At 39.6% G+C, this 23,521-nt stretch carries 21 protein-coding genes and 1 pseudogene; 13 read left to right on the top strand and 9 right to left on the bottom strand.

Translation table 11 applies throughout. From position 1 onward, the window contains the following. The first annotated feature begins 1 nt into the window (after position 1). On the top strand, positions 2-2,098 hold the full coding sequence (locus QE390_RS24145) for a type IV secretory system conjugative DNA transfer family protein (protein WP_307144270.1): 2,097 nt from the start codon (positions 2-4) through the stop codon (positions 2,096-2,098). A gap of 174 nt (positions 2,099-2,272) precedes the next feature. After that, complete coding sequence (locus QE390_RS24140; protein ID WP_307144269.1) at positions 2,273-2,599, top strand: hypothetical protein; 327 nt, start codon at positions 2,273-2,275, stop codon at positions 2,597-2,599. Positions 2,600-2,617: 18 nt separating this feature from the next. On the opposite strand, the gene QE390_RS24135 is transcribed toward QE390_RS24140, so the two are convergent. Further along, positions 2,618-3,232, bottom strand: a complete 615-nt coding sequence (locus tag QE390_RS24135; RefSeq protein WP_307144268.1) for a M23 family metallopeptidase — start codon at positions 3,230-3,232, stop codon at positions 2,618-2,620. A 75-nt stretch (positions 3,233-3,307) separates the two neighbouring features. On the opposite strand from QE390_RS24135, the gene QE390_RS24130 reads away from it, so the two are divergent. The 3 genes from QE390_RS24130 to QE390_RS24120 are packed head-to-tail and all read left to right on the top strand — an operon-like array spanning position 3,308 to position 7,162. Continuing rightward, on the top strand, positions 3,308-4,471 hold the full coding sequence (locus QE390_RS24130) for a hypothetical protein (protein ID WP_307144267.1): 1,164 nt from the start codon (positions 3,308-3,310) through the stop codon (positions 4,469-4,471). 7 nt (positions 4,472-4,478) lie between these two features. After that, positions 4,479-4,775, top strand: coding sequence for a hypothetical protein (locus QE390_RS24125; protein WP_307144266.1), 297 nt, complete (start codon positions 4,479-4,481; stop codon positions 4,773-4,775). A 29-nt stretch (positions 4,776-4,804) separates the two neighbouring features. Then, positions 4,805-7,162, top strand: coding sequence for a toprim domain-containing protein (locus tag QE390_RS24120; protein ID WP_307144265.1), 2,358 nt, complete (start codon positions 4,805-4,807; stop codon positions 7,160-7,162). Positions 7,163-7,203: 41 nt separating this feature from the next. On the opposite strand, the gene QE390_RS24115 is transcribed toward QE390_RS24120, so the two are convergent. Further along, positions 7,204-7,497, bottom strand: a complete 294-nt coding sequence (locus QE390_RS24115; RefSeq protein WP_307144264.1) for a hypothetical protein — start codon at positions 7,495-7,497, stop codon at positions 7,204-7,206. 265 nt (positions 7,498-7,762) lie between these two features. On the opposite strand from QE390_RS24115, the gene QE390_RS24110 reads away from it, so the two are divergent. From QE390_RS24110 to QE390_RS24085, 6 genes and pseudogenes are all read left to right on the top strand, one after another. Beyond that, entirely contained in the window at positions 7,763-8,839 is a 1,077-nt protein-coding gene (locus QE390_RS24110) for a hypothetical protein (protein ID WP_307144263.1), read from the top strand. 11 nt (positions 8,840-8,850) lie between these two features. After that, positions 8,851-10,290: a sensor histidine kinase gene (locus QE390_RS24105; RefSeq protein WP_307144262.1), complete on the top strand. Its 1,440-nt coding sequence runs from the start codon at positions 8,851-8,853 to the stop codon at positions 10,288-10,290. Positions 10,291-10,307: 17 nt separating this feature from the next. Continuing rightward, entirely contained in the window at positions 10,308-11,036 is a 729-nt protein-coding gene (locus tag QE390_RS24100; protein WP_307144261.1) for a LytTR family DNA-binding domain-containing protein, read from the top strand. A 231-nt stretch (positions 11,037-11,267) separates the two neighbouring features. After that, positions 11,268-11,408 (top strand): annotated as a pseudogene (locus QE390_RS24095) (IS5/IS1182 family transposase); the annotation flags it as partial. A 191-nt stretch (positions 11,409-11,599) separates the two neighbouring features. After that, entirely contained in the window at positions 11,600-11,740 is a 141-nt protein-coding gene (locus QE390_RS24090; RefSeq protein ID WP_373424576.1) for a transposase, read from the top strand. Between the two features lie 109 nt (positions 11,741-11,849). Next, entirely contained in the window at positions 11,850-11,990 is a 141-nt protein-coding gene (locus tag QE390_RS24085) for a hypothetical protein (protein ID WP_307144259.1), read from the top strand. A 22-nt stretch (positions 11,991-12,012) separates the two neighbouring features. On the opposite strand, the gene QE390_RS24080 is transcribed toward QE390_RS24085, so the two are convergent. Then, positions 12,013-12,261: a hypothetical protein gene (locus tag QE390_RS24080; protein WP_307144258.1), complete on the bottom strand. Its 249-nt coding sequence runs from the start codon at positions 12,259-12,261 to the stop codon at positions 12,013-12,015. 83 nt (positions 12,262-12,344) lie between these two features. Here QE390_RS24080 and QE390_RS24075 point away from each other — a divergent pair, with 83 nt between their 5' ends. Next, positions 12,345-12,587: a hypothetical protein gene (locus QE390_RS24075; RefSeq protein WP_307144257.1), complete on the top strand. Its 243-nt coding sequence runs from the start codon at positions 12,345-12,347 to the stop codon at positions 12,585-12,587. A 143-nt stretch (positions 12,588-12,730) separates the two neighbouring features. Here QE390_RS24075 and QE390_RS24070 read toward each other — a convergent pair whose 3' ends face one another. From QE390_RS24070 to topB, 3 genes are all read right to left on the bottom strand, one after another. After that, the gene (locus QE390_RS24070) at positions 12,731-13,297 is read right to left on the bottom strand and encodes a hypothetical protein (RefSeq protein WP_307144256.1); all 567 of its coding nucleotides are present in this window, start codon (positions 13,295-13,297) and stop codon (positions 12,731-12,733) included. A 6-nt stretch (positions 13,298-13,303) separates the two neighbouring features. After that, positions 13,304-14,653, bottom strand: coding sequence for a hypothetical protein (locus QE390_RS24065; RefSeq protein ID WP_307144255.1), 1,350 nt, complete (start codon positions 14,651-14,653; stop codon positions 13,304-13,306). A gap of 1,151 nt (positions 14,654-15,804) precedes the next feature. Then, positions 15,805-17,877, bottom strand: a complete 2,073-nt coding sequence (gene topB / locus QE390_RS24060; RefSeq protein WP_307144254.1) for a type IA DNA topoisomerase — start codon at positions 17,875-17,877, stop codon at positions 15,805-15,807. 145 nt (positions 17,878-18,022) lie between these two features. Here topB and QE390_RS24055 point away from each other — a divergent pair, with 145 nt between their 5' ends. After that, positions 18,023-20,065: a DUF3945 domain-containing protein gene (locus tag QE390_RS24055; RefSeq protein ID WP_307144253.1), complete on the top strand. Its 2,043-nt coding sequence runs from the start codon at positions 18,023-18,025 to the stop codon at positions 20,063-20,065. Positions 20,066-20,261: 196 nt separating this feature from the next. Here the strand turns inward: QE390_RS24055 and QE390_RS24050 are convergent, their stop codons facing one another. From QE390_RS24050 to QE390_RS24040, 3 genes are all read right to left on the bottom strand, one after another. After that, positions 20,262-21,701 (bottom strand): M43 family zinc metalloprotease, encoded by a 1,440-nt coding sequence (locus QE390_RS24050; RefSeq protein ID WP_307144252.1) that lies wholly within the window; start codon positions 21,699-21,701, stop codon positions 20,262-20,264. Positions 21,702-21,725: 24 nt separating this feature from the next. Further along, positions 21,726-22,172 (bottom strand): hypothetical protein, encoded by a 447-nt coding sequence (locus QE390_RS24045; protein WP_307144251.1) that lies wholly within the window; start codon positions 22,170-22,172, stop codon positions 21,726-21,728. 187 nt (positions 22,173-22,359) lie between these two features. Further along, positions 22,360-23,521: helicase-related protein (locus tag QE390_RS24040; protein ID WP_307144250.1), on the bottom strand; the 1,162-nt coding region annotated here is incomplete at its 5' end.

Below are 23,521 nucleotides of genomic sequence, written 5' to 3'. Positions count from 1 at the left end.
CATGCTTACCTCCAAAGAAAAGGATTCATCCTTAACGCAACACTATTGGTTTTTACTATCTGCGGTTGCAATTAGTCTTCTTCATTACGCTTTAATTGGGATGAACTTCATTCATCCCAAGCTGTCCAAGCTTGGCCAATCGGTAGCAGAAAGTACTTATGACTTCTTTCTATATCGAATGAGCTGGGCTTTTAATCCTTTTATTGTACTGGGGATCGTATCAGGGCTACTGATAATGTTCAGTTTAGGGATTAAAGGTGTTAAAAGACCTGGTATTAGTAAAGACTCTGTCATCGGTCATTTAGTAGTTGGGGTTCTGTTAGTGATCTTGGCTACCGGTGCATGCTATATGTATCGTCTACTGATCGAGACTAATGAGATATTCTTTCTTTTGTATTTAGTCTGTCATAGTTTAGGTCAGGTACTCTTCATCAAGGGAGTGACCCTATACAAAAGGTTGATGGCCAATGATCTTCAGGAAGATTTGTTTAATGATGAAAATGAAACATTTCCGCAGGAAACTCGCAAGATCGGTAACCAGTATTCTTACAATTATAGAAGCTTTTTTAGGTATGAAAAAAAGCGTGTTGCTGGGTATATTAACGTTCTGAATCCATTTCGGGGTGTATTGGTGATGGGGAAGCCAGGTTCAGGAAAGACTTTTTCTTTCATTGAGCCAGCCATTGATCAATCTATAGGGCAGGGGTTCTCAGCAGTTGTATATGACTTTAAGTTTCCGGTATTGACTTCATTTTCCTTATGGTCACTATTACGTCATCAGAAAGATATCGCCAAAGTTCCAGAGTTTTGCGTGATCAATTTTGATGATGTAACCAAAAGCCATCGTTGTAATCCATTAGATCCCATTTATCTACCTGATATTCTGGACGCTTCCGAGGCTTCTTATAATATGTTGACTAATCTGGTGAAAGACTGGATTAAAAAGGAAGGTGAGTTTTTCGTGGCTTCTCCCATAGCATTAGTTACCTCCTGTATTTGGTATTTGCGGCAAGTTTCGGTCAAATACCGTGAGCAGTATGAAGAAGAACTGGAGAAGTGGAAATTGGATGGTAGCCAGGGCTCCAAGCCAGAAGAAAGCCCGTTAGCTCATATCTGTTCACTTCCTCACCTTATAGAATTCATTAACCTGGATTATGATGAGCTTTTCTCTCGTTTAAATGAGTATCCAGAGATTTTCAACTATGTACAGATGTTTCTTTCCGCTCATAAGAAAGGGGCAGTAGAACAGTTGGAAGGTCAGGTTGCTTCCGCTCGGTTAGCTTTGTCTAGGCTCACGTCTCAAACTCTGTACTGGGTTATGAGCGAAAGCGATTTCACACTCGACATTAACTCGCCGGAAAACCCTAAAATTATTTGCCTCGGTAATAACGATCAGCGGAAAAATATTTATGGTGCAGCCTTGAGTCTTTATATGAACAAGATTGCAACCATTCTGAATCAACCTGATAAAAACCCATGCATATTGGCTGTTGATGAATTGCCTACAATGTTCTTTAGAGGATTAGATAACTTAATGGCCGTGGCTAGAAGTAATAAAGTAGCTATCGTATTGGGGATTCAGGATTTTACTCAATTGAATCGCGACTATGGTAAAGAACAGGCAGAAGTGATTAAGCATCTCTGTGCTAATGTTATAGCAGGTAATGTAACGGGTGAATCGGCTAAGCATATGACGTCTTTAATGGGTAAAACTAACCAGCTCAAGGAAACGCATACCCATTCTAAACACGATACCAGTATCCAGTTTAGTACCCAGTTGCAAGATGTAGTTCCTCCTGATAAAATCGGTAAATTAAAACAAGGCCATTTTGTAGGTGTTGTGGCAGAAGAAAATGAGTTTGATTTATCTCAGAATATGTTTCACGCAGAAGTTGTAAGAGACGTTGTGCCAGGCGAAAAGGTACAAATTCCTACCATTTACGATTTTTCAGAAATGCTAACAGATCAAGAGCGGGAAGGACTTAGTGAAAAGAAGATTATAGACTTAGTGCTCAAGAAGAATTTTTTAAAAATACAGTCAGATATAAAGTATTTGCTTGAAAATGAGCCTCTTCGTCAGAAACCAGTATTAAAGTGATATAATACATGACCTACTTAAAGGAGTTGCAAGAGAAACTTGTAACTCCTTTTTCATTTCTTACCTAAGTCTCACTTTACAGGGAGGTAAGCTATAGATAATTGAGTTTATTTCCATCTATGGCTTTAATTCCTTTATTTTTACACAAAGCAATGGTGGAATTGATAGGGAAACATGAAAAAACTTTTAACTACCCAGCAGGAAGACGAAGAGAGCCTAAAGGCAGCCCTGGAGTATTGGGAGAAACAATTAATGGAGCGAATTCAACCTTTCCTGAAAGGTACGACTAAACCAAAGATTTCTCATATAGCGAAGTATATGGGCTTGCCACAGAATGCAACACAACGCATTTTTGAAGGAAAAATTACTCAGCTACGTTTATGGCGATTACTTGTATTCTTGCGTCAAAATGGGTTCGATATAAACGAAGTGTTTGATAAACAAACGATTAGTGATACAGTGCTTGACGAGATTTCTAATCTGAATGAGGGAGAAGATTGAAGATAGATAGTGCGTTGCCTATTGGTAATTTAAAAACATATATTGGCCAGGATCAGTTGGTTGACCTTTAAATCGTACCTCGTAATGTAGGTGATTACCAGTTGATTTTCCAGAGGAACCCACCTGGCCAATACAGGTATAAGGTAATGCAACATCCCCTGTTTTAACTATGATCGAAGAGAGGTGAGCAAGAATAATTGAATAAAATTGATTAGAAATTTTTACATATAAACCATAGCCGGATTGGTATCCAGTCTGAACTATGCCTCTTAGCGTTGCATACACGGGCTGACCTTTGGAAGCCGTAAGGTCAACTCCTAAATGTTTACGAATATGACCGTCTATGGGGTGAACTCTAAAGCCAAAGCTCGAAGACAGGTTCATATCTCCTTCCTCTAGAACCAGTGGTAATATTGCTGGAAAGTAACTCTTCAATACCGGATCTGGACATTTGATATAATACTGAAGCATTTCTTTTTCATTAAATCTTTCCCAGCTTTTCATAATTGTGGTGCGTGCCCACAATAGTGATGGTTGCTGCTTAGAAGAATCAGATACCGTTCTTACTGGAGAAGAGGCAATTACCTGAGAAAAACTCAATAAAAAGACTATGTGTAGATATTTTTTGCTCATAAATTAGATTTATAAAGTAAAAATAAGCATTTTTAATATTAAAATATCTATTGATAATAATTTTGTATTTTAGTTATGGATCGTATATCGGAATTGTATCTACAACACTCAGTTTTCTTCTCTTCTTTACCTGCTGAGCTAGAATCCTTTCAAGCTCTAATAGATTATGGAAAAACTATACCTCAAACAGATAATGACAAACTCTGGAATGCTAGGGAAGAGCTTTACAATCATCATAAATTGCTAAGGAAAAATCAGCTTATTCAAAATGAGCAAGAACAGCATGTTTCCACTCTTTTAGAAAGTTTATACGAGAAGCATAAACAATTCTTTGATCAGTTATCACCTCAGGAGGATTTTAATCGGTCTTTTCGAGACTATCTTCAGAATCTCAGCACTGAAGAAACAAAAGCTGCTTGGAAAAGAAGAGATGATTTACATATGCTGTACTTAAATGATCTTAACGTAGTTCATTTTGAAGAAAAGGAAAAACAAACCTTTGAAAATCAAGATGATTACGAAAATTACTTCGTAAATGAAGAAGTAAATGAGATCAATCAGGAGTTGGATGATGCCAGCAGCGTAGAACGTTATGAGAGGGATATCGAAATTATAAACCTACATCAAATATTGAATTTAAAGAAGCTTGAGCCAGCTCAAATTAATCGACTCAAGAATCTTCTACCTGTATATTCGCAGATTGATGTAGATGATCATACAAGCTTAAAGGTAGTTTTCAAATCTGAAGTTGTCGGTATCGACCAAATTAAAGTTAAAATGCTATCAGGGGTATTACCTGCTATTCCAGATATTCGACTCAATGTAAGGGAGGAAACTAATATACATGAGCAGAAGCCAGGCTTAATGCTCAAGCGTATCATTGACCGAAGAATTTCAGATGAGAATACTGTTTCAGGACTTAAAGCTGTTCTTGAACAGTGCGAAGAAGAAAGGCTGGATGTAGATATGGCCATACTTTTGAAAGTAGCTGATGCCATAGAACGTTACCCTTCATTTTTAGAGGAGATAATTGCGAATACATCCAAACACATCGGGCTGACTGAAGGACAACAATCAATTTTATACCAAATTATTGATTCTCTGTTTCCGCTACAGTTGGGCTTCTATGATGGATTACATTTACACTTTATTCCGGTTGATCGTCTGCACAAACCGTCACTTCAGATCGTTCTAGAGCGACTAAAAGAAATAGCACACATTGACCTAAATAATATTTAATGAGATTATGGGCAAGCCACTTATGATTGTATTGACAGAAGATAACACTCCTATTCCTCAGGTCGCCTTAGAAAACCCAGAGGAGTGGGAAAGCTATACAAGAGAAGACAGAGAAGACCTAGTGCTACGAATTCATAACCTAGAATGTGGTTTAGAGAGTCTAGAGGTCAAAAATGGAGAATGGGACAGCTTCGTTCTTAACGAAGACATTATTCTAAAAGGAAATAAGACTCATACCAAGCTGCTGCCTGATAGTGAAGAGTTCAATGCAGAATGGGTGGGACCAATGTCAAAGGAAAAGTAAGTCTTTCACCTCATTAACTGTTTGAACACATGAATATTGGTACTAGACATAACTTTTCCCTTATGACGGACCTTACTTCTGATACGCAGAAGAAAGTACTTTCTACACTCAATTTAGGGGGGGTAGAATACATAGCATTTTCGGATTTCGCTTTACGGAAATACGTGGATAGTAGGTACTTCAATACTATTAAGCTTTGGGTAAATCCCACGGAGGGAAACTATCAAAAGCTACAGGACGCTTTTAAGCTTGTTAATAAGATCCTGCCTTTAGAACAAAATAAGTTCTATACCCGGACTGAAAAGCCGTTACTGACAGTGGGACCTCATTCTAAACAGGTAGAAATCTATAACTCAGCTCCTGGTTTACACCCTGATTTTTTCAATCACATCTATAAGAATAAAAAAATATTAGGTGCTGGTTTAATAGCCGTTCCTGTCCTCAATGAAAATGATCTGTATCGTACACTGTTACAGACACCTAAAAAGGGGGCTGATATTCAACTCCTGGAGGGTAAATACCCACAACTACTTCAAGACCGCCATCAAACTAATCAGGTCAGAAAGCCAGTAGCCATCAATTGGAATGAAGTAGCCCCACAACTTGATCCATACCGGCTTCTAACAGATTCAGGATTTAAACATATCCCCGCTAAAGGGTTAATAGGATCTTCTCGGAGTCAAACTTTTACGAATGGAGATACCAAGGTAGTTATGTATCCAAACAATGATGGAGGCCGACTTCCTTTCTTTCTGGATCAAACCAATTCTCGTCGCGGTGGACCCATTGACTTCTTGACATGGGTATACAAAAACAACTATGCAGCAGTCAACCAGTATTTAATCCAGTATTTGGGTGGTATTGAAAATTATAAGAAGGCCGTTCCCGTAGCGGTCTCTGACCACTACAAAAAGTCTACGTCTCATGCTACTAGTCATTTAACTGATCAGGAATTCGCTCAGATTCGACTAAAAGAACTTCAGGAAAACTACCAGGTGAGAACTGTTCTTAATAACCCGGCATACCTGGTAAAGCAACGGGCATTAGCATTGCCAACGATCTATAGTCCTGAGTTTTATAAGCAAATCGTTGATTCGAAAGGGTTTAATCTCTCGACAAAGCAAAGTGTTGAAGTTCATAACACCGCATTCCCCATGCGGAATGAGTATGGTATTACTACGCTCATCCTTAGAAATGCAAATTTCAAGGGCTTCCCGGCAGGAGAAAGACGTGATGGATTGTGGATTTCGAATCCAGTATTACGTACCAAAAGTGACTTGAAATTTCAGCTTAAAAATAATAGTGGGGAACCTGTGGACATAACTCTGCCTAAAGGTACGAAGGGGGTTTTGCTCAAGAATCAGGATAACGACGTTGAAAAATTCACCTTTTATTTCAATGATCCAGCTAAGGTCGGCAGAGAAGTTCCCTACAATAAAGTTACGGTTGCAGGTAATCAATTGGATGAATTAACTAAGGCTCTTCACCCTTTACAAGTTCAACGAATCGTAGTAACTGAAAACCCTATCGATGCTATATCATTTCATCAAATCAGTCCACCAGCTACTGACGAGAATCGGATGTACATCTCTACGGGAGGACAACCTTCTCATAAACAGATTGAGTATCTGAATCGAATTATCAAAGAAGTACAACCAAATCAGGTTTTGCTTGGGATGGATAATGAGAAAGAGGGAATGAAATTTAATATTTTATTACTGGGAGGAATCCAACATCCAGCTATCCCTCAGGAGCTGCGTATTCGATCTATTGTGAGAGAGCGGGAAATAAATGATGCAGAAGCAATCACAAAACCCAAAGAATTTGTACTGACGTTAGAGGCGGATCGGCCTATCGCTGAATTGATCGGAGTAGCAGACCGTATAGCTTCGCGGATCAATAGTTATGTGCCTGAAGGTTTAAGCAAGTCAGCATCCGTTGAAGTCCTAAAATCTGATCCTGGGATCAGCAGTCAAATTGCTATCGTATTTCCAAAGGAGGAAAAGAATCTGTTACTAGTACAAAAAGAATTAGTGTCTATTTCTTCTCAAAATGCTCAGGCAGAAATCTTTAAGATCGTTCGACCCTTAAATAAGGATTTCAACGAAGATCTTAAAGAAATACAGCAGAAAAAATCGAGTATTTCCTACGAACTTGGTGAGATTCCACACGTTCAAAAAAGAAATACTTTGAATGTCACTAAGGCTGATGTGCAGACATTACTTGAATTATCAACTTTCAGTTACGCAAAAAGTATTAACCAAGCGGGGGGGAAGACTACTGATCGTACCATTTCAGACAAGCAGAGTTCAAGCGTAGAAGTGGCTGACCCACCTTCTATTCAGGATATAGATAAACCAGTAAAACGACCGAAACCTCGGTTGTAAAAAAGGAGAGACAAGCACGTCTCTCCTTTTTTGATTACTCGTTATGCAACAAGAACACTTAAGCTAGCTTCTCCAAAGTCAGAATTTAAGAGGAGTATTTGAGTTTGTAGATTTATACTATTAACAACACTTTTGACGCGAGTCCTATCAAAATCAGGATTTGATGCAACTTCACGTAGTGTGGAGATCAATACAGGTGCTATTTCCAGCAAGTAACGTAGGGCTTCATTTTCAACCTCCGAATTGATTTGAAGATTGCTTTTTTTAGGCAGCAGGGATTCAAATGAACTTACTTCTTCTAAGGCATTTGAATGGGTGCATAATGATGATACCATAGGAATGCAGTGGATTGATTTATGATGCTAAAGTGGTAAGAAAAAAAAATAAATAAAATTAGCCTATGCTTAACCCCCCTTTTCAAAGGACATTATAGCCACAATAGAGGACGAATCACTTCATAGATGCTGAATGGATGCCTCTCTGCCCAAGCCTTGTTTTTTGCCTCTCGCTTTTTAAAATATATTTATTGTATCTAGCCCATTAACTCTGATTAAACTAGAAAAGGAATCTTATATAGAAGTAATAACGATAACCTGATTCATGTCCCCACAAAACAAAGACATCTTAACTAAGGAAAAGGTATTGCTCAGTGACCCAGTTCAACAACTAAAGATCATTGTAAAACCGATAGCAGATCCACCGGCTATTGATCTATTGCAAAGTACTCTATACGGAACAAAGGGAATCCGATATCAGCAAACTGGCCAGGAAAGGAAAATTGGACTTTTGTACAATCCTTTATTTTTCCATCTATACGTAGACGGCACATTACAGGGGATTTACTGTTTGGACCAACGAACCATTCAGTGCCCATGGGAAATAGAAGGATTTTATGGTAGATATTTAGCAGTTGCCGAAAGCAGTCAAGGGAATGGTTATGGACAGCTCCTCAAAAACGTAGCCGTAGCATTTGTAAAGGATAGCTGCAAATTCCCGTATCTACTGTACTCCTACATCGAGGGAAAGAACACTCGGTCAATAGCCCTATCTAAAAAGCTGGATTTTAAGTCTATAGCACAACTGAAAACTTGTGTATTTAGACGAATGTTCCCTTCCAAGGATCGAAGGTTTGTACAGGCATATCCTTTAGAAGAGCCAAAACTCATGAATGAAGTCGAAAGCTTCTATTCCCATTATGGTCTACAAACGTTTGGAAAAATTGGCTATCAGGATAACTATTTCGTATTGAAAGAGGGAGAAGAATACATGGCAGGTGTACAGGCAAACCCAGTAACATGGAAATTTAAACAGATGCCTGGCTTTGTAGGGAAGCTAATGATGAATCTGTTTCCTAAAGTGCCTGGGTTGAGAAGGCTCTTTCAACCAACTTATTCATTTCTAGCATTAGAAGGCATTTTCTATAAAAAAGGCAGAGAGGATCTGGTACCACTATTATTAGAAAGCCTATTGGCCCATTTCAAATTGTATACAGCTCTAGTACAAGCAGATGAAAAAAATCCAATTCAGGAGCTGTTTAAAGGAAAGATGGGCTTACTCAGCGGCTTTCAGGGGGGGGTAACTACGCATGTTATGATTAAAGGTAATCTGTTAACCGAAGAACAATTACAGCAGCTTAGCCAAGTGCCCGTTTACATTTCTTCCTTTGATTTTACTTGATTTCATACACAATGGAAAAAACATCGAGCCTTATTACAAGCCCTTTGGAGAAACTGCGTAGTCAATTACTACAACCTTTCGATAAGACCCAGCGTAAATTACTATTGTCACTTAATTGTTGCTACATAATTCTCTGCTTATTCTATGTAACTAGTGAGAAACTAAGTAATGGTTATTTTGTACCTGCTACACTTTTAGGGGTTGTGTATGTCATTGTGGGGCTAATCAACTTTATTTCAGCCTTATATAGTTATAGTATCATCCGCGGAAAAGAGGTCGTTTTAGGAATTATTACAAAGGCGGATAGCAAATTGGACATTGCTTTAAGGTATGCTAGTATGCTGGTCTTATTATTCATGTCCAGTCTATTAATGCTTGGTGTAGGTAACCCGTCCTATGATTCTATAATGGGTGACTTTGCTTTTGGTCACAGTTTAATTGTTTTGGTAGCGATTTTATTAGGTAGAAAACCGGCTTTTATATGGTTTTTGGTGGTGATGGTTGTTCTGTTTTATGTTTCTAATCGTATCGGCTTCGATTACAGGTATCACTATCTGACCAGAGAAGAAGCAATACGTTACGAGCATGCCCTTGAAATTAAAAATCCTGAAGCCTTAAAACGGCAACAGATTCTTCGCAACGAAGGCTTAAACCCCCCTACCGTTTTTCGGTATTTTAATATGTGGGTCGTCTTTATACTGATAGCATTCTTTACCGCATATTTCTTTACGGGAATTTCTCATGACATAATTAAAATGATTCCAGAGGCTACAAGTGATATTCAGGCAGCCATCGAAGCGTTTAATCAAACTGAATTAGATCGAGAGCGAGAGAAAAATCTTGAGGAAGAGCAAAAAATGCTATTGAAGCAGTCTCAACTTAAGTCTGAAGTCAATTTTCTCAGATCCCAATTAAATCCTCATTTTCTATATAATACACTACACTTCCTTTATGCAAAGAGCTGTAGCTATTCTGAAGAATTAGCGGAAGCAATCCTTAAGGTTTCAGATATCATGAGATATAGCCTCAAAGAGAACTCTGAATTTGTACCCCTTCTGGAGGAAGTTAAATACATTGAGAAATATATAGAGTTACATAAACTGAGGCACAAAGAGCTATTTGTGGATTTATACTTAAATGGAAATGTACAAAATACTCAAATAATACCATTTATTTTAATAAGTTTGGTGGAAAATGCGTTTAAGCATGGAATTACTAATGATCCAATGTTTCCTCTTTCTATCAAGATGGAGTGTTCGGAGGAAAGTTTTGAGTTTAACATGCGTAATAAGCGGAGTACTAGGCCTTCTGTGGATTCAACGCATGTAGGTCTTGAGAATATCAGGCAAAGACTATCATTAACATACCCGTCAAACCATAGTTTCAAAGTGGACATGGACGAACTATCATTTACTTGTTATCTGAAAGTACCCAACCAGATGACATCCTAGAGAAGGGCCGAAGCAGTATGAATATTTCCTGTATAGTTATTGATGATGAAGACTTTGCAGTTGAGCACCTGCAAAAATTTATAATGAAAGTACCTTACTTGATTCTAAGGGGCTCATTTACAAATCCTACTGAAGCTATTAAGTACTTAAAGGAAACGCCAGTTGATTTGGTCTTTATTGATATAGAGATGCCGAATTACGAGATTGATGGAATTGATTTTATCAAAATCATGAGTGGCGAACATTTGAAGTTCATTGTCACGACTGCCTATGCCAAATACGCGTTGAATGGGTATGAATTAAATGTAGCTGACTTTTTACATAAGCCTTTCTCATTTGACCGCTTTTTGCAAGGGGTCCAAAGGGTTCAGCACTCACTCAAGAACGAGGGCAAAGGTTTCGATTCAGATTACATCTTCATTAAAGCCGATGGTAAGCTGCAAAGCCTTAGATATGAGGATATATGTTATATTCAAAGTGAAAGAAATAATATATCAATCTACACTGAAAATGATCGAATTAATACCATTCTCTCCATTAGCGAGGTAGAAAGCAAGCTGCCCCCAGATCAATTCTCACGAGTTCACAAACAGTACGTAATTGCTTTGAATAAGGTCCATACTATAGAAAAAGATCTTATAATCATTCGACGTCAGAGTAACTTTGCTAGCATTCCTTTAGGAGAATCTTATCGTAAGTCGTTTACGGATTTGATTGATCAGCGTATCTTGAATAGTAAAAAATAAGTAAGAGCAGTAAAACAAAGGGCTTTACACGGCCCTTTGTTTTACTGCTCTTACTTTCAATAGGCTTAACGAAGACTAATTTTTGATAGGGAGCGATGTAATTAGTCTCCCTTGATATATGTAACCATAAGGATTTTCGCTTAATGGCTTTATACATCAAGGATGCATATAAAGAAAATTAGGGTGTGTTGACAATTAGGTAGCCCCCTCGATAATGAGTACAATTGCTTGATGCGTCGCTACGATATTACAGATCAACAATGGGAACGAATCGCTGCTTTACTACCGGGCAAAATCGGAGATGTGGGGCGGTCAGCTACCGATAACCGACTCTTTATCAATGCCGTTATGCGGTTGTGGATGCTCTGGGTAATCCCATGAATATTATTCTAAGCGTAGGCCAACAGGCTGACATCAAGCAAGTGAAAAACTTATTAGCTGAGTATAAAACCGGTGCGGTCATAGCTGATTGAGGGTATGATTCCAATACCTTATTGGATTGGTTAACCCAATGAATTCCCGCTAAAAAGAATAGGTTAGTCCTGCGGCCTGTTGACAAGAATTTGTACAAAGATCGCCATAAAGTGGAGCGTTACTTTAACCGATTAAAACAGTATCGACGGGTATCGACTCGGTATGAGAAAACAGCCGTCTGTTTTGCTGCTTTCATTTATCTAGCTTCAGCTTTTATTTTATTGGCTTAATTGTCAACTCACCCTAGTAAAAGGATAATAAATATCAAACTAGGGACGTTTGGCGAATTGCCCTCTAAATGGGACAGATTCCTAAAGTCGTTGTGCAAATCCCGTACAAGTGGAAAAAAGCACTCTCAAATCTTATCTCGTAAGTGCTTACTCCGCTCCCGAAGTCGAGTATGTTCAGCACCGGATTCCCGTTCCGACAGGTCAGCGAAAAGCGTTACTGGATCATTTCAGTGTCATACGGGCCAGGTAGACCAAATCGTATGGGCACTGGCCTACTTCTTCCAGACTAAGAACGAGAGGAAAGGGGAGAAGCTCACGTTTTCGAGCCGGTACGCAAGTCCGGTGTAAGCTTCGATGGATTCCAGGTTGAGTGTCTGGTTCTGATAAGGAGCATCGGTAATGAGCGTTTGCCAGGTGACGGTGTCTTTCCGGCTTTTGGCGATAACGAGTGCTTTCGCTGCTTCGAACCGGTCCCTGTCGCCGTTGAATACGTTGACCAGCAGGTGTTCGTCAAAGTCCATCGTCGCCTCCCATCCTTATATGACATGCAGACTTATTCTATCAAAACCGGAGGATATTTCAAGAAAATTAAATCCCTACGAACATGAAAAAAGACAGGGAGGAAAAGGAAGAATATCCGTTTCCGGAAGGCTACGAATACATCGTCAGCGAGGCCCGGACAAAGATCGAGTATATCGACAAACAGCTTGACCGGACGCCAAGAACGTTTGAGAAGCCCAAACTTTACAACCCGCCAGGATTTCAGCCGGCCAAACCGACGAACCCGATCTGGGAATGGCAGCGGAAAACGGCGATTGAAATGCAGGCCAACTGGCGTGTGGAATGAACCAGTGAGGATCATCGACTGGATGAGCAAGCAGCGAGTCTGCTAAGAGAAGCCGCCTTCAACCGACCGCGTCCCAATCCGTTTGGCGGGACAGGGGAGTTGTCGGCATGCTGGCATCTCCCTTGTCTATCATTTCTTAGAATCTATTTTTCCTTCAAAATAACCCCATGATCATACTGAGTCCAATGAATTGGCGTTCCATCCCGTGCGTAGATTGCCCACCAATTGTGCTTTCTGCCTTCCGGATCTCTGCCTCCGTACTTCCATTTTTGTCCTTCGGGATAGAAATACATGGTTTGGTAGAAATGATTACCCGCTAGCAGGGGGTCAGAGGTGATTATCCTGCCAGATTCCTTGCCTTGGACGAAGGCCATTTTCTTCTGGCTTAATACATTAAAATAAGCACCAGGCTTGATTCCCAACGTGTCCGTCAATAGCAAGGTATCCCCTTTTGCTAAAACAGACCCTGCTGCGAGAGGGTCGTACGCAACTCGCGTACTGCCTTTAGGAACCATACACACGCGGAGTTCAAACGTCGCATCTGAATGTATTTCCATCACGAAATATCTATAAATCTCGCCTTCAGATCCTTTCTCCCTAACAAGTCCCGTATTCCACATGTATTGTGCAGATAAGGGGTACTGCCCTGCAGCAAGCGTTGAAATCAGTACAAGGGGAGCAAATAAGAATTTCACAAATCGAGGCTTCATGCTAGACTACCGTTTAGGAATACAGGAATAGTTATAGTTCCAGTTGCAGTTCTGTGTCTGGTTTGCATCAGCAAGAACCGAATTCGCCGTATTCTTTATTTGCGTGAGAAGGGCGGACGTACAAGGAGCTGCTGCGATGGCGTCAAGTGTCCACTTGTAAGCTGCATACTCTGTACACTTATCAAACAGGTTACTATTCGCTTTTGCTTCGGCCCAGTGTTCAGTATAGTGCATGATATGGATCATTTCGTGTCCATAGATGACAAATTTCTCACAATCAGATGCATTTGCCGAAACAATGGGGGAGACATTTATAGTCATGCCAATAAGGGCTCCTGTTGATGTTCCCATTGGGTTTGCTATTGCTAATGTATTCGTTCCGGTTATGGTATTTTGGTAATCTCCGTCTGGATTAACGGTCACACCTAATTTCGTCAGATTGGGACTATCACCGACGTTTACATACAACGGTACTGAGGTTGAGCAATTAAATTTTCGGGCGATGAAGGATCGCAACTGTTTTTCTGGAACATCTTCAATCGCGGCACCTGTGCCTCCGTCACTACCATCTCCACCGCCGCCACCGCCGCCACTACTGCCTCCCGTACCGGTTCCTCCCCCACCAGTTCCGCTGCCACTCCCAGATCCACTACCACTACCTCCGGAACCAACAACGATTACCGGAATACCAAAAGTACCGCCTGTATTATACGGGTCACAGGCTGTCCAGCATTCACAGGCCGACCACCAGGTTGAACAATCGCCGTCAGGCTGGCCCGCGGGCATGGTAAAATTGGCTGTTTCGTTACCGGAGCGCTTTATGATTTTCGAGCTGCTCGTCGCATTCATTTGAAGGTCGTCCACTTTCATGGGTGTTTTCCCAGTATTGCCAACGGTGATTTCTACGTCGCCGGCGTTCGGATGGAGCATATCGATCCGCAATTCACCGCCTTTCGAGTTCAGTCTGGCCATTGCCGACTTACTTTGTATCCTTGCACCAGATGGTGCGAACCCCGAAATCTTCAGGTAGCCATGCCCCTTGTATTTGCTGAGTTGGAGAGCAGGTACCCAAACGGATACACCTGAATGAGTTTTCTTTGTCTCTCCACCGGAGGGTGTGGCAGTCGGCAGAATAATGGGTAAGCCTGCCGACACGCGAACGTCAGACAGGCCCCGTCTTTTTGTTACAGCACTTACCCGTGCAGATAAACGTAGTTGCTGATCGGATCGAACGGATACGCGGTAGGTGATTTCCGATTGTGGGGCTATAATTAAACTTTGGTTGGATTGGGCGTTGGACAAAAAAGGGAGGAGCAGGAAACATGACAGGATTGTCAGGCAGGTAGAGAATTTCATAAGTTTTGGTTGGTTTAAAAAAGTACCAGAACTAGTGTTTACTTAAAGATGCTGATTTTCAGCGAGATCACCTATCGACCCGGCTATTTCACCGAAATCATCCATATATCAATCAAGACGATAAAATGTAACCTAGCGGATAAGAAAAATTATAATAATTCTTAACGTATAGGCTAATGGTCAGTAGAAAAATGCAACTGTAAGGAGCAAGACAAAATGACAGAAAACTGTACGAGGGTATGGGTAGAATAAAATTTTGTACCGAATGGTTTGTACCAAATTTTATTTTAATGGCTGTTTGTTCTGTTTCCTATGATCTGAACAAGGCAGGTCAAAATTATGAAGGCCTTTGGGCTGCAATAAAAGAAACCGGAGAGTATTCTCACATTATGGACTCCACCTAGTTGGTTTGGACAACAGAGACTGCTGTACAATTGAACGATCGATTAAGTAAGCAAATCGATAAAAATGACAGCCTCTTTGTTAGTAAAGTGAACAAAGGTGAATATGCTGGGTGGTTAACCAATGAGCAGTGGGAATGGCTTGCAAAGCATTTGTAGGGAGGTTTCTGTACGGGAGAGTAATTGAAGTGGACTATGAACAAACTCTGGCATGATGGCCGTCCTTAAAGGTCGGCCATCATGCCATAAAAGCCTCTTGTTCTGTTCTGTCGCCAGATAATGGGGTATGATCGGCGAAATTTCATCCTTTCTAGTGGGCAGCTCGGATTTCCTGATCGAGAAAGAGTCTGGCATCTATCTGAAACCTAAAGGCCGGAGCGGGGTTTTTTCTAAAGGCTGATGTGGGCTTTGATGCCGATGAGTTGCGAGCCGCCTGCGAAGTTCAGCAAATCGTCTTGAATGTGCGGCCTAACACACATAATGGTTTATTCGTAGCTTATGAGCCGGGTCAACATGTGCTCGATGATGCCTTATATGCGGATCGGGTGGCCATTGAAAGGTCGAATGCTTGGCTAGATATGGGTACACTTTGAGTTTTCGGTTCGCAACTGGAAGACCTTACATTTTATGGCCTTCTTTATCATTTTCTTTCGTAAGATTTCTAAAAATAAAAAAACTAAACAGGTTCATAAATTGATTTCATATTGTCAAGTGAAATTAATTAAGTTGATATTTGACAATATAATGGCGTTAGAATGAAAAGTATACTTTATCACCCTTTATCTCTAAAGCTGCATCGAAGGTAGTATTTGTCTTAGAAGAGTAGAAACCCTTAATGACATCAGTCTTCCCCTTTTCGCAGAGCTTTTTAATTTGTGCCTCAGTAAGCTTCTTGCTGGCAATCTCAGCCGAGATTGAAAATTTGCACCCTTTAGAGTACTCACTACAACCCCAAAAACTTTTCTTTAAAAGAATTTGACCTTTTTGACAAATAGGGCAGGTGATGCTCTTTAGCTGAGTACTTGTACTTTTCAGTTGTTGTTGCTGACTAGTTATGGCAGTAAAAGCTTCACGAGTGAAAGATGCAATACCTGACATGAATGTTTGATAGCTTATCTGTCCATCCTGTATTTGTGATAGTAAGTATTCCCACTTTCCGGTTTCCTCGGGATTGCTTATTGGAAAATCCTTTACTAGATTATACACAGATAGACCTAAAGGAGTTGGAATTAGTTTTTTACCCTCACGAACCACAAATTGGCGACTGATCAGCAGATTTAGAATATTTGCTCTTGTAGCCGGAGTACCCAGCCCAAACTTCTTTTGTTCTGTAGTCAGTGTATCGCCTATCACTAATTTTCCAGCCGTTTCCATTTGCCTAAGAAGTGTTGAATCCTTTAAAAGGTCAGGAGGAATAGTAGTTCCTTTTTTTGTTACTGCTTGAACGATTAGACAAGTATCACCTTTATTTACCGGTGGTAAATCTTTTGAATCGCCATCTTCTTTGCTTTCGTCCAGCTCTGCCTTTGACCTGACCGATTCTATGGATCGCCAACCAGGCTGAACTATTACTGATCCCGATGAAGTGAATAGATGGCCATTACTTAAAAAAGATAGAGACGTTTTATCTCTAAGACACTCAAATGATAAGGCTTGTAGAAATCGCTCAATAATTAATTCGAAAATCTGTTTGTCTGATCCGGTAAGCGTAATAGCAGATCTTGTGGAAGTTGGAATGATCGCATGGTGGTCGGTAATTTTTTCATCATTAAATACACGCTGACTTACTCGTTGTGAGCATATGGCTCCTGCTTGCGGATATTGATGAACTAAGGTTAAAAGTATACGTCTCACGTCCGCCTCCATGTCCGTACTTAGATAACAACTATCAGTTCTGGGGTAAGTAATTAACTTGGCTTCATATAGCTTTTGGGCTGCAATAAGGGTTTGATCTGCTGTTAAACCGAGCCGGTTGTTAGCCATGATTTGCAAAGCAGTCAAATCAAAAAGAGTTGGTGGATTTTCCACTTCTCTCTTTGTACTAGCCTCATTACAGATAATGGTAGTAATCTGATTAATTACGTTGACTACATGATCTGAGGCTTCTACTGAAGTGAACTGTTGTTGATGCTTAGCCCAAAAGGTTTTTCCTGAGTGCTGAAGTTCAAGCATCGGCACGAAGTAGTTGGTCTTTTTGAAGTTGACATGCTCAAGATAACGTGAACAGATCATGGATAGGGTAGGGGTTTGTACTCTTCCAACAGTCAGAATCTTCCCGTCTTTTGCCTTCGATAAAGTTAAACCCCTGGTCAAATTCATCCCTACTAGCCAATCTGCTTCACTTCTGGCCTTTGCTGCCAAAAATAGATTGTCATATTCACCAGAGGGCCGGAGATTGTTAAATGCTTTTGCGATTCCTTCTTTCGTTAGACTCGATACCCATAACCGTTTTACGGGAGCTTTTGCGTTTGTGCAATGCAGAATAAAACGAAAAATTAACTCTCCTTCTTGGCCAGCATCAGTTGCACAAACAATTTCTGAAGCTCTTTCAAGTAAGCTTTTTATAGTATGAAACTGTTTTAAAGCAGAATCATCACCTATAGGTATAACTTTAAAGGACGTAGGAATTATTGGCAATTCACCAAGAGACCAAGACTTTGAGAATCCGTGTTCCTCCGGAGGTGCAATTCCAGCTAAGTGACCAAATGCCCATGTCACTACATAAGTATCCCCTTCAAACCACCCATCTTTTCTAACGTTGGCGTTTAGAAAGTTCGCAATCTCTTTCGCTACAGAGGGCTTTTCGGCAAGTATTACTTTCATATAAAATATCTATTTGTGTATATTATTTGTATAAATATCTGATATAAATCACTTGTAATTATTTATTATTACAAAATAATAGTTACAAATAGATATTTATTGTTATTTTTTGACTTGCTCAGTTACTAACTAATCGCGAATCCATATGCCACTCAATGAAACTCAATCATTAGCTCAGAAACAGGCTGAGCAACTTGTTCCAATAAATAAGGAATTGGAAAATGAGTTAAGAGAAAGTGCCAAAAATCAACAAGCTAAGTTCTACGGTCTAACTAGAGAAGATTTTTTAAAACTGGATTTTATCAATATTACTCCCTTAGATAAGGCAAGCTTTGCTACCGGTAAAGCAGCTCAGCAATCGTTAAATTTCGATAAGCTTTTTATTCAGGGTAAAGGAGATGATACTATTGACCAAAGGCCCTTATACATACTTACAGAGAAAGGAAAAGAGCCAGGTCAACGGAACATTCAAGTTTATACAGATGAAAGAGACGCCCAAAAGGCATATGCAGTAGTAAAGGATAACTATCCATCCAGTACGGATGATCTGCATTATTTGGGAATAAGCGGTCAAGAAATTCATATTCGGAAGAATATTGCTGAGTTGACTCAAGCTAATGACAAAGGAGAAGTGCCACGGTATGACCAAATTTTCCAGATTACAAGCCAACAGAAGCAACAGATAGAATCACTCATAGAACCTGACATCACTCGGGCAATTAAACTGCTTCTTAGTAAAGAATCCCCTCAGATTTATCCAGAGATCACTTTTCCTGAGAAAATGGATCAGACTAAGAAGTTGAACTTTTTAGAACAGGCAAAGAATAATATACTTGAATCTTTCACAGGTCAGAATGTAAAGCTTGATACTAGCTCCATTCAGACAAAAGAGAATAATCAGAAAGGTTCTCAAAGTATTATAAATGGATTAGACAAATTGATACCCATATCTGGCCATGAAATCAAGCAAGTTGATCCAATTTTAGGTGGAATTCTAGATGGCCTTCAAAAAGGACTCAAGGATTTAGTAATAAGCCAAGAGAATGGTAAACCAAGGAGCCTACAAGAGAATAAGTTACCGCAAAGTATTTATGGCCAGACCTTTACGCCTGAGGAATACAAAGCACTATCGACTCATAAGGAAATGAATGGTCTTATCCAGGCAAATGGCAAAACTCATGTCGTATCCGTTTCTTCTAATAATAAGCTAGTAACAAAGCCTTTAGATGAATTTAAAATTCCAACGAAGATTGAAGGGATACCTCTTACACCTGAACAAAAAGATACACTAGCAAAGGGTAAGGTAGTAGAACTCCAAAATTCAGATAGTCATAAGGTTATAAATGTAAAACTTTCGGCTAGCCAGCCTACAGGAATTGCAGAAGTAAGTGGGATGATTAATTATCGTCAAAAAATATCAAGCGAGGAGTTGATAAAGCCAAACAGCCCCATTATTTCAAATAAGGAAACTGAAGAAGTAAACCAGAAACCACAAAGCCAAGTAATACCTCCATTAGATAATCAGATTAACACTCAAAGTTCGGTTGCAATAAATGAGGTACAACAGCAACTCACAGAAGAGCAACATTCAACTCTTACAAAATTCCGCGAGCTGCCTGGTTTAATTCCTATAAATGGCAAGGAGCATATTGTGTCTATGTTTTCTGATAATCAGATTATTAGCAGAAATATAGAGGATTTTAAAATTCCAGCAAAAATTAATGGAACACTATTGACAGTTGAACAAAAAGAATCGCTCTCAAAGGGGGAAATTGTAAATTTAGACAGCTTGTGGCTAAAACTATCTGCTGCCAGCAAAAATGGGGTAACAGAAGTAAGTTTATTAAAAAACCATATGAATTTGTCTAATACGAAAGAAGATGATAAAATTACAGCAAGAGATATTTATAAGGCTCTAACTCCAGACCAACTAAATATATTATATAACACTCATCAGTTACCAAGTCCTGTAACTGTTAAAGGACAAGAATTAGTCGTTACAGTGGGGAAGGATGGAGGAATCATAGGGGAAACTCGGAAAAATACAATTTCTGAACAAATTCATAATTCCCAAACGAAGACTGAAACAAAACAGAACCAAGAACTGAATAAAGAAAATAAATTACCAGCCCCTATCAAAGTAGGGGAAGAACTTAAAGAGAGTGTGCGTCCACGAATACGTCACTAGTCTAGTAAATAAAAGAGCACTATTCATATAAACACTGCTGCTTTGTGGATAAAACAGCTCTTTTTAAGCCCTGCTTATGCAGGGCTTAATTTTTTGCAAATTTTGTTAAGTATTTGGAAATCAGTACTTTGGTTGGCAGGTAATGAATCCGGCAACCCTTCGTTTAACAATCTCCTATCCATTACGTAATTTAAAGTTACTCAACTAATAAAATTCGAGTGGTAGATGATTCACTGTTCCTAAGGTGATCACTATTGACTTTTAGGTAATATCGCCCTCTAGCTAAATTTTTCACATCAAACACTACTTTGCTCTGATTTTCGAGATTCTTATTTCTAAATGCCTCTCTAACTTTTACTGATCTCACAATTTTCTGCGAACGTTCACTAATGAGGGCCACTTCATCAGGTAAACCTTCTTCATATTCAACCTTTTCAAACTCTACATTCAGAACATTGGTTGCAGTGTTAGGGTATACTTTGTAAGAGTAAGGCACTGAAAATGAAATTGAACGTGATTGCGGCCCCCCACAACTTGTTGTTGCAGTAACATTTAACGTTAGACTCTGACCGCTACTAATGGTGAAATCGCATTGAGCACCCAATGTATAAATGGGTATCCAGGAAGGGTTTGCACTCCATGATATACTTTGTAAGTTACCAAAAGTGTTTAAGCGAACGGAGTGACTGCCGGGACTAACAAAGACAGGAGTAGAAGTAACACGAACATTGTCAACCGTAATCGCATTGTTATCGAACGCACTTGAGGCTAGGGTTCTTACACCTGCTAGCACTGAAGCATTTCTTAGTGCCGTTCTCATTCTGTGAGCTTGATGAGGTGTGTAATGGGATAAGCAGTTAATTGGACCGTAAGACATGATATTAGTTAGATCAGCAGCATAAGAGTGACCGTTTGCATCCGTAGTATTACACTGTAACCAATTAGGAGAATACGAACAGTTATTTACACATGCTCCAATTGTATTAACTGGATCAGCTGGAGTATCAGGAATAAAATCTCCAGCAGTTGTATTATTTGAGCCATTAGCTAGTTCTGGCGTTGACCCTCCTTCAGCAGTTCCATGAAAGGTATGAAATAGATTAAAACAATGACCTAATTCATGAGATGTTACTTCTGTTGGAAAGCCGCTAGCATTAACAGCTAAATCTAAGGGTACAACTAAAGCTTTGCTTGGTATAGCTGCCGCAGCAGCTCCGAATGTGGTAGTTCCTTGTGGGACTACATAAATGTCTATTGCGTTTGAATGAGCATTTACACTAAAAAGGTTAGTGTAATTAAATAATGTCAAACTGTTAGGTAAACCATATGTATCACTATTTATTTCATCATACCCTAGATAGTCAATGGTTATTTTCCAAGGACTAAATGATGTTCCAAGTTTATAGGCAATATTATAGGCGTGAGAGCTACTAGGACGATTTGAACCATCAGATCGCCCGACAAGGTGAATAAACACGTTTACTCTAATTTCACAATCATTCGTAGGATCAGCATAACTACTTGATGCTCCAAAATCATTGTTAGGAACATTTGGGTTTGTTCCACATGTTTGACCATTTGCTGACCATGCCAAGCTAGCAACTGCAAGAGCAGTAAAAAGATAAAATACTTTCATAAAAGTAGATTTAGAGGTTAGAATTTAATAGTTAAAGATAATTTTTGTAGAATAGCTACCTTTTACCAGTGATGTATCACTAGGTGTTAATTTAACAACTCCTGCCAGAATAGTTGAATTTATACTACTTACATTGCGATCCTTCTGAACCTGCTCCCAAGATATTTCCTCAGTAAGTGTACAAGTCCTCACACGTAAGGTTTGAGGTGTATTATTAACCTCCAGTATTACGTCAGCATAGATGCCATTAGGTTTGTAACATATAGTACAATCCGCACACCTTTCTTCTTTCAAGTCAATAAATTTGACACTGAGAGATTGCCCAGATAAGGATAGTGTTTTTGTTTGGCCGTAGCCTAATTCAAGTGTAGTGAAGTTTGTTAATTCTTTATCCTCTTTGTGGCAACTAGAAGATGTGCACAATAGGAAAAATAGCCCTATAAGGGTCAGGAAAGCAGTATTACGTTTCATAAGAGGTTCTGTTAATGATCTATTAATTAGACACCGAAACAGTACGTGTAGTTGGAATAATTCAAAAATATATACCTATATTTATAATAAAATGCATCATCATATAATAAATAGCATAACATATATACAGATAAGGAATAAGGTAATTACTTAAGAAATCAGGAGTCTTTATGTGTATTAGTTAATACTATAATTTTAAACGATTTACTTTTGGCTTTTCAGATTCTAAAGCACTTGAGTTCTCCTGTTTAACAGCCTTTTCTTGAACTGTAACCCCGTCGCCGGAGGTTGCCAACGATTTAGTTAGAGTTGCCTCAATTTGCTTCAGCTCCAGCCTTAAATGATCCAGCTTTTCCTGCTTGGGCCAGGGTTTACTGATCTGAGTTCTGAGTTCCTGAATATCTTTCTCCAGAGTAGCGACTCGGTTAGCTTGTTTTGCAACTAAATCGGGGAGTTTACTCAAAGCCTTCTCGGGGTATAGACCCGCTGTTTCAGCTTTGATGGCTTGAAGATTGCCATGATTATGAGTGTAGGAGATTCCGTTTGGTGACTTTATGGTCCACTTATTATATTCTAAATCTAAGTCCCTCTCCGTGGTTACCTGTAACACAAAACCACCTTTAAGGGTGACCACTTTTTTCCCTTCAGGATACTTCTGTTGATGGACATGCAGCATGATCCGGCCTAACTCCTCAGGTGATTGTTGAAGTATAGATTGTTTGGCAGCACCAGCGGATTCCAAATAGGGTTGGGCCAGCTTTAAATCTTCCTGAAGAGCTAGTAAGGTAGCTTTGCTTTTAGGGAGATCCGATTCAAGCCGCCCAAATTTCTCAGTTTGCTTAGAAGCGTCTAAAGCAAAGGTATTTCTCTCACTCTCCAGAGAAGTAATCTGCTTTTCAATTTTGGCCTTTTCAAGCAGATCCTTATTTCCTGAAAGCAAGGCTACATACTCCGAGAAGTTCATGCCATTCTGTTCGTCCAATCCTCCTTCATCAATTTGCCGAACCCCAATGTTGCTATTTTTGATCTGCGATATGAATAAGGCTTTATTCTGCAGCAGGTTAAACATGAAGTTATCGAGACTATTTTCAACGGCGTAGACAAAGTTTTTAACTTCGTTACCAAAATGATCCCTGGCCACTTCATTTCCACTACGTGATCCCCGGCCTACACGCTGCTCAAAATCGGAAGGCTTCCATGGTACGTCCAGGTGATGCATTGCTACCATATGCTTTTGAGCATTTACTCCGGTACCCAGCTTTTCAGTAGAACCCATGAGCACTCGTATCTTTCCCTCATTAGTATCTGAAATTAACTGTCCCCGTTTTACTGTGTTTGTGCCTTCATGG

This window comes from Siphonobacter sp. SORGH_AS_1065, from assembly GCF_030818595.1.
Lineage (GTDB): Bacteria > Bacteroidota > Bacteroidia > Cytophagales > Spirosomataceae > Siphonobacter.
This window is presented reverse-complemented; position numbering and strand designations above follow the sequence as displayed.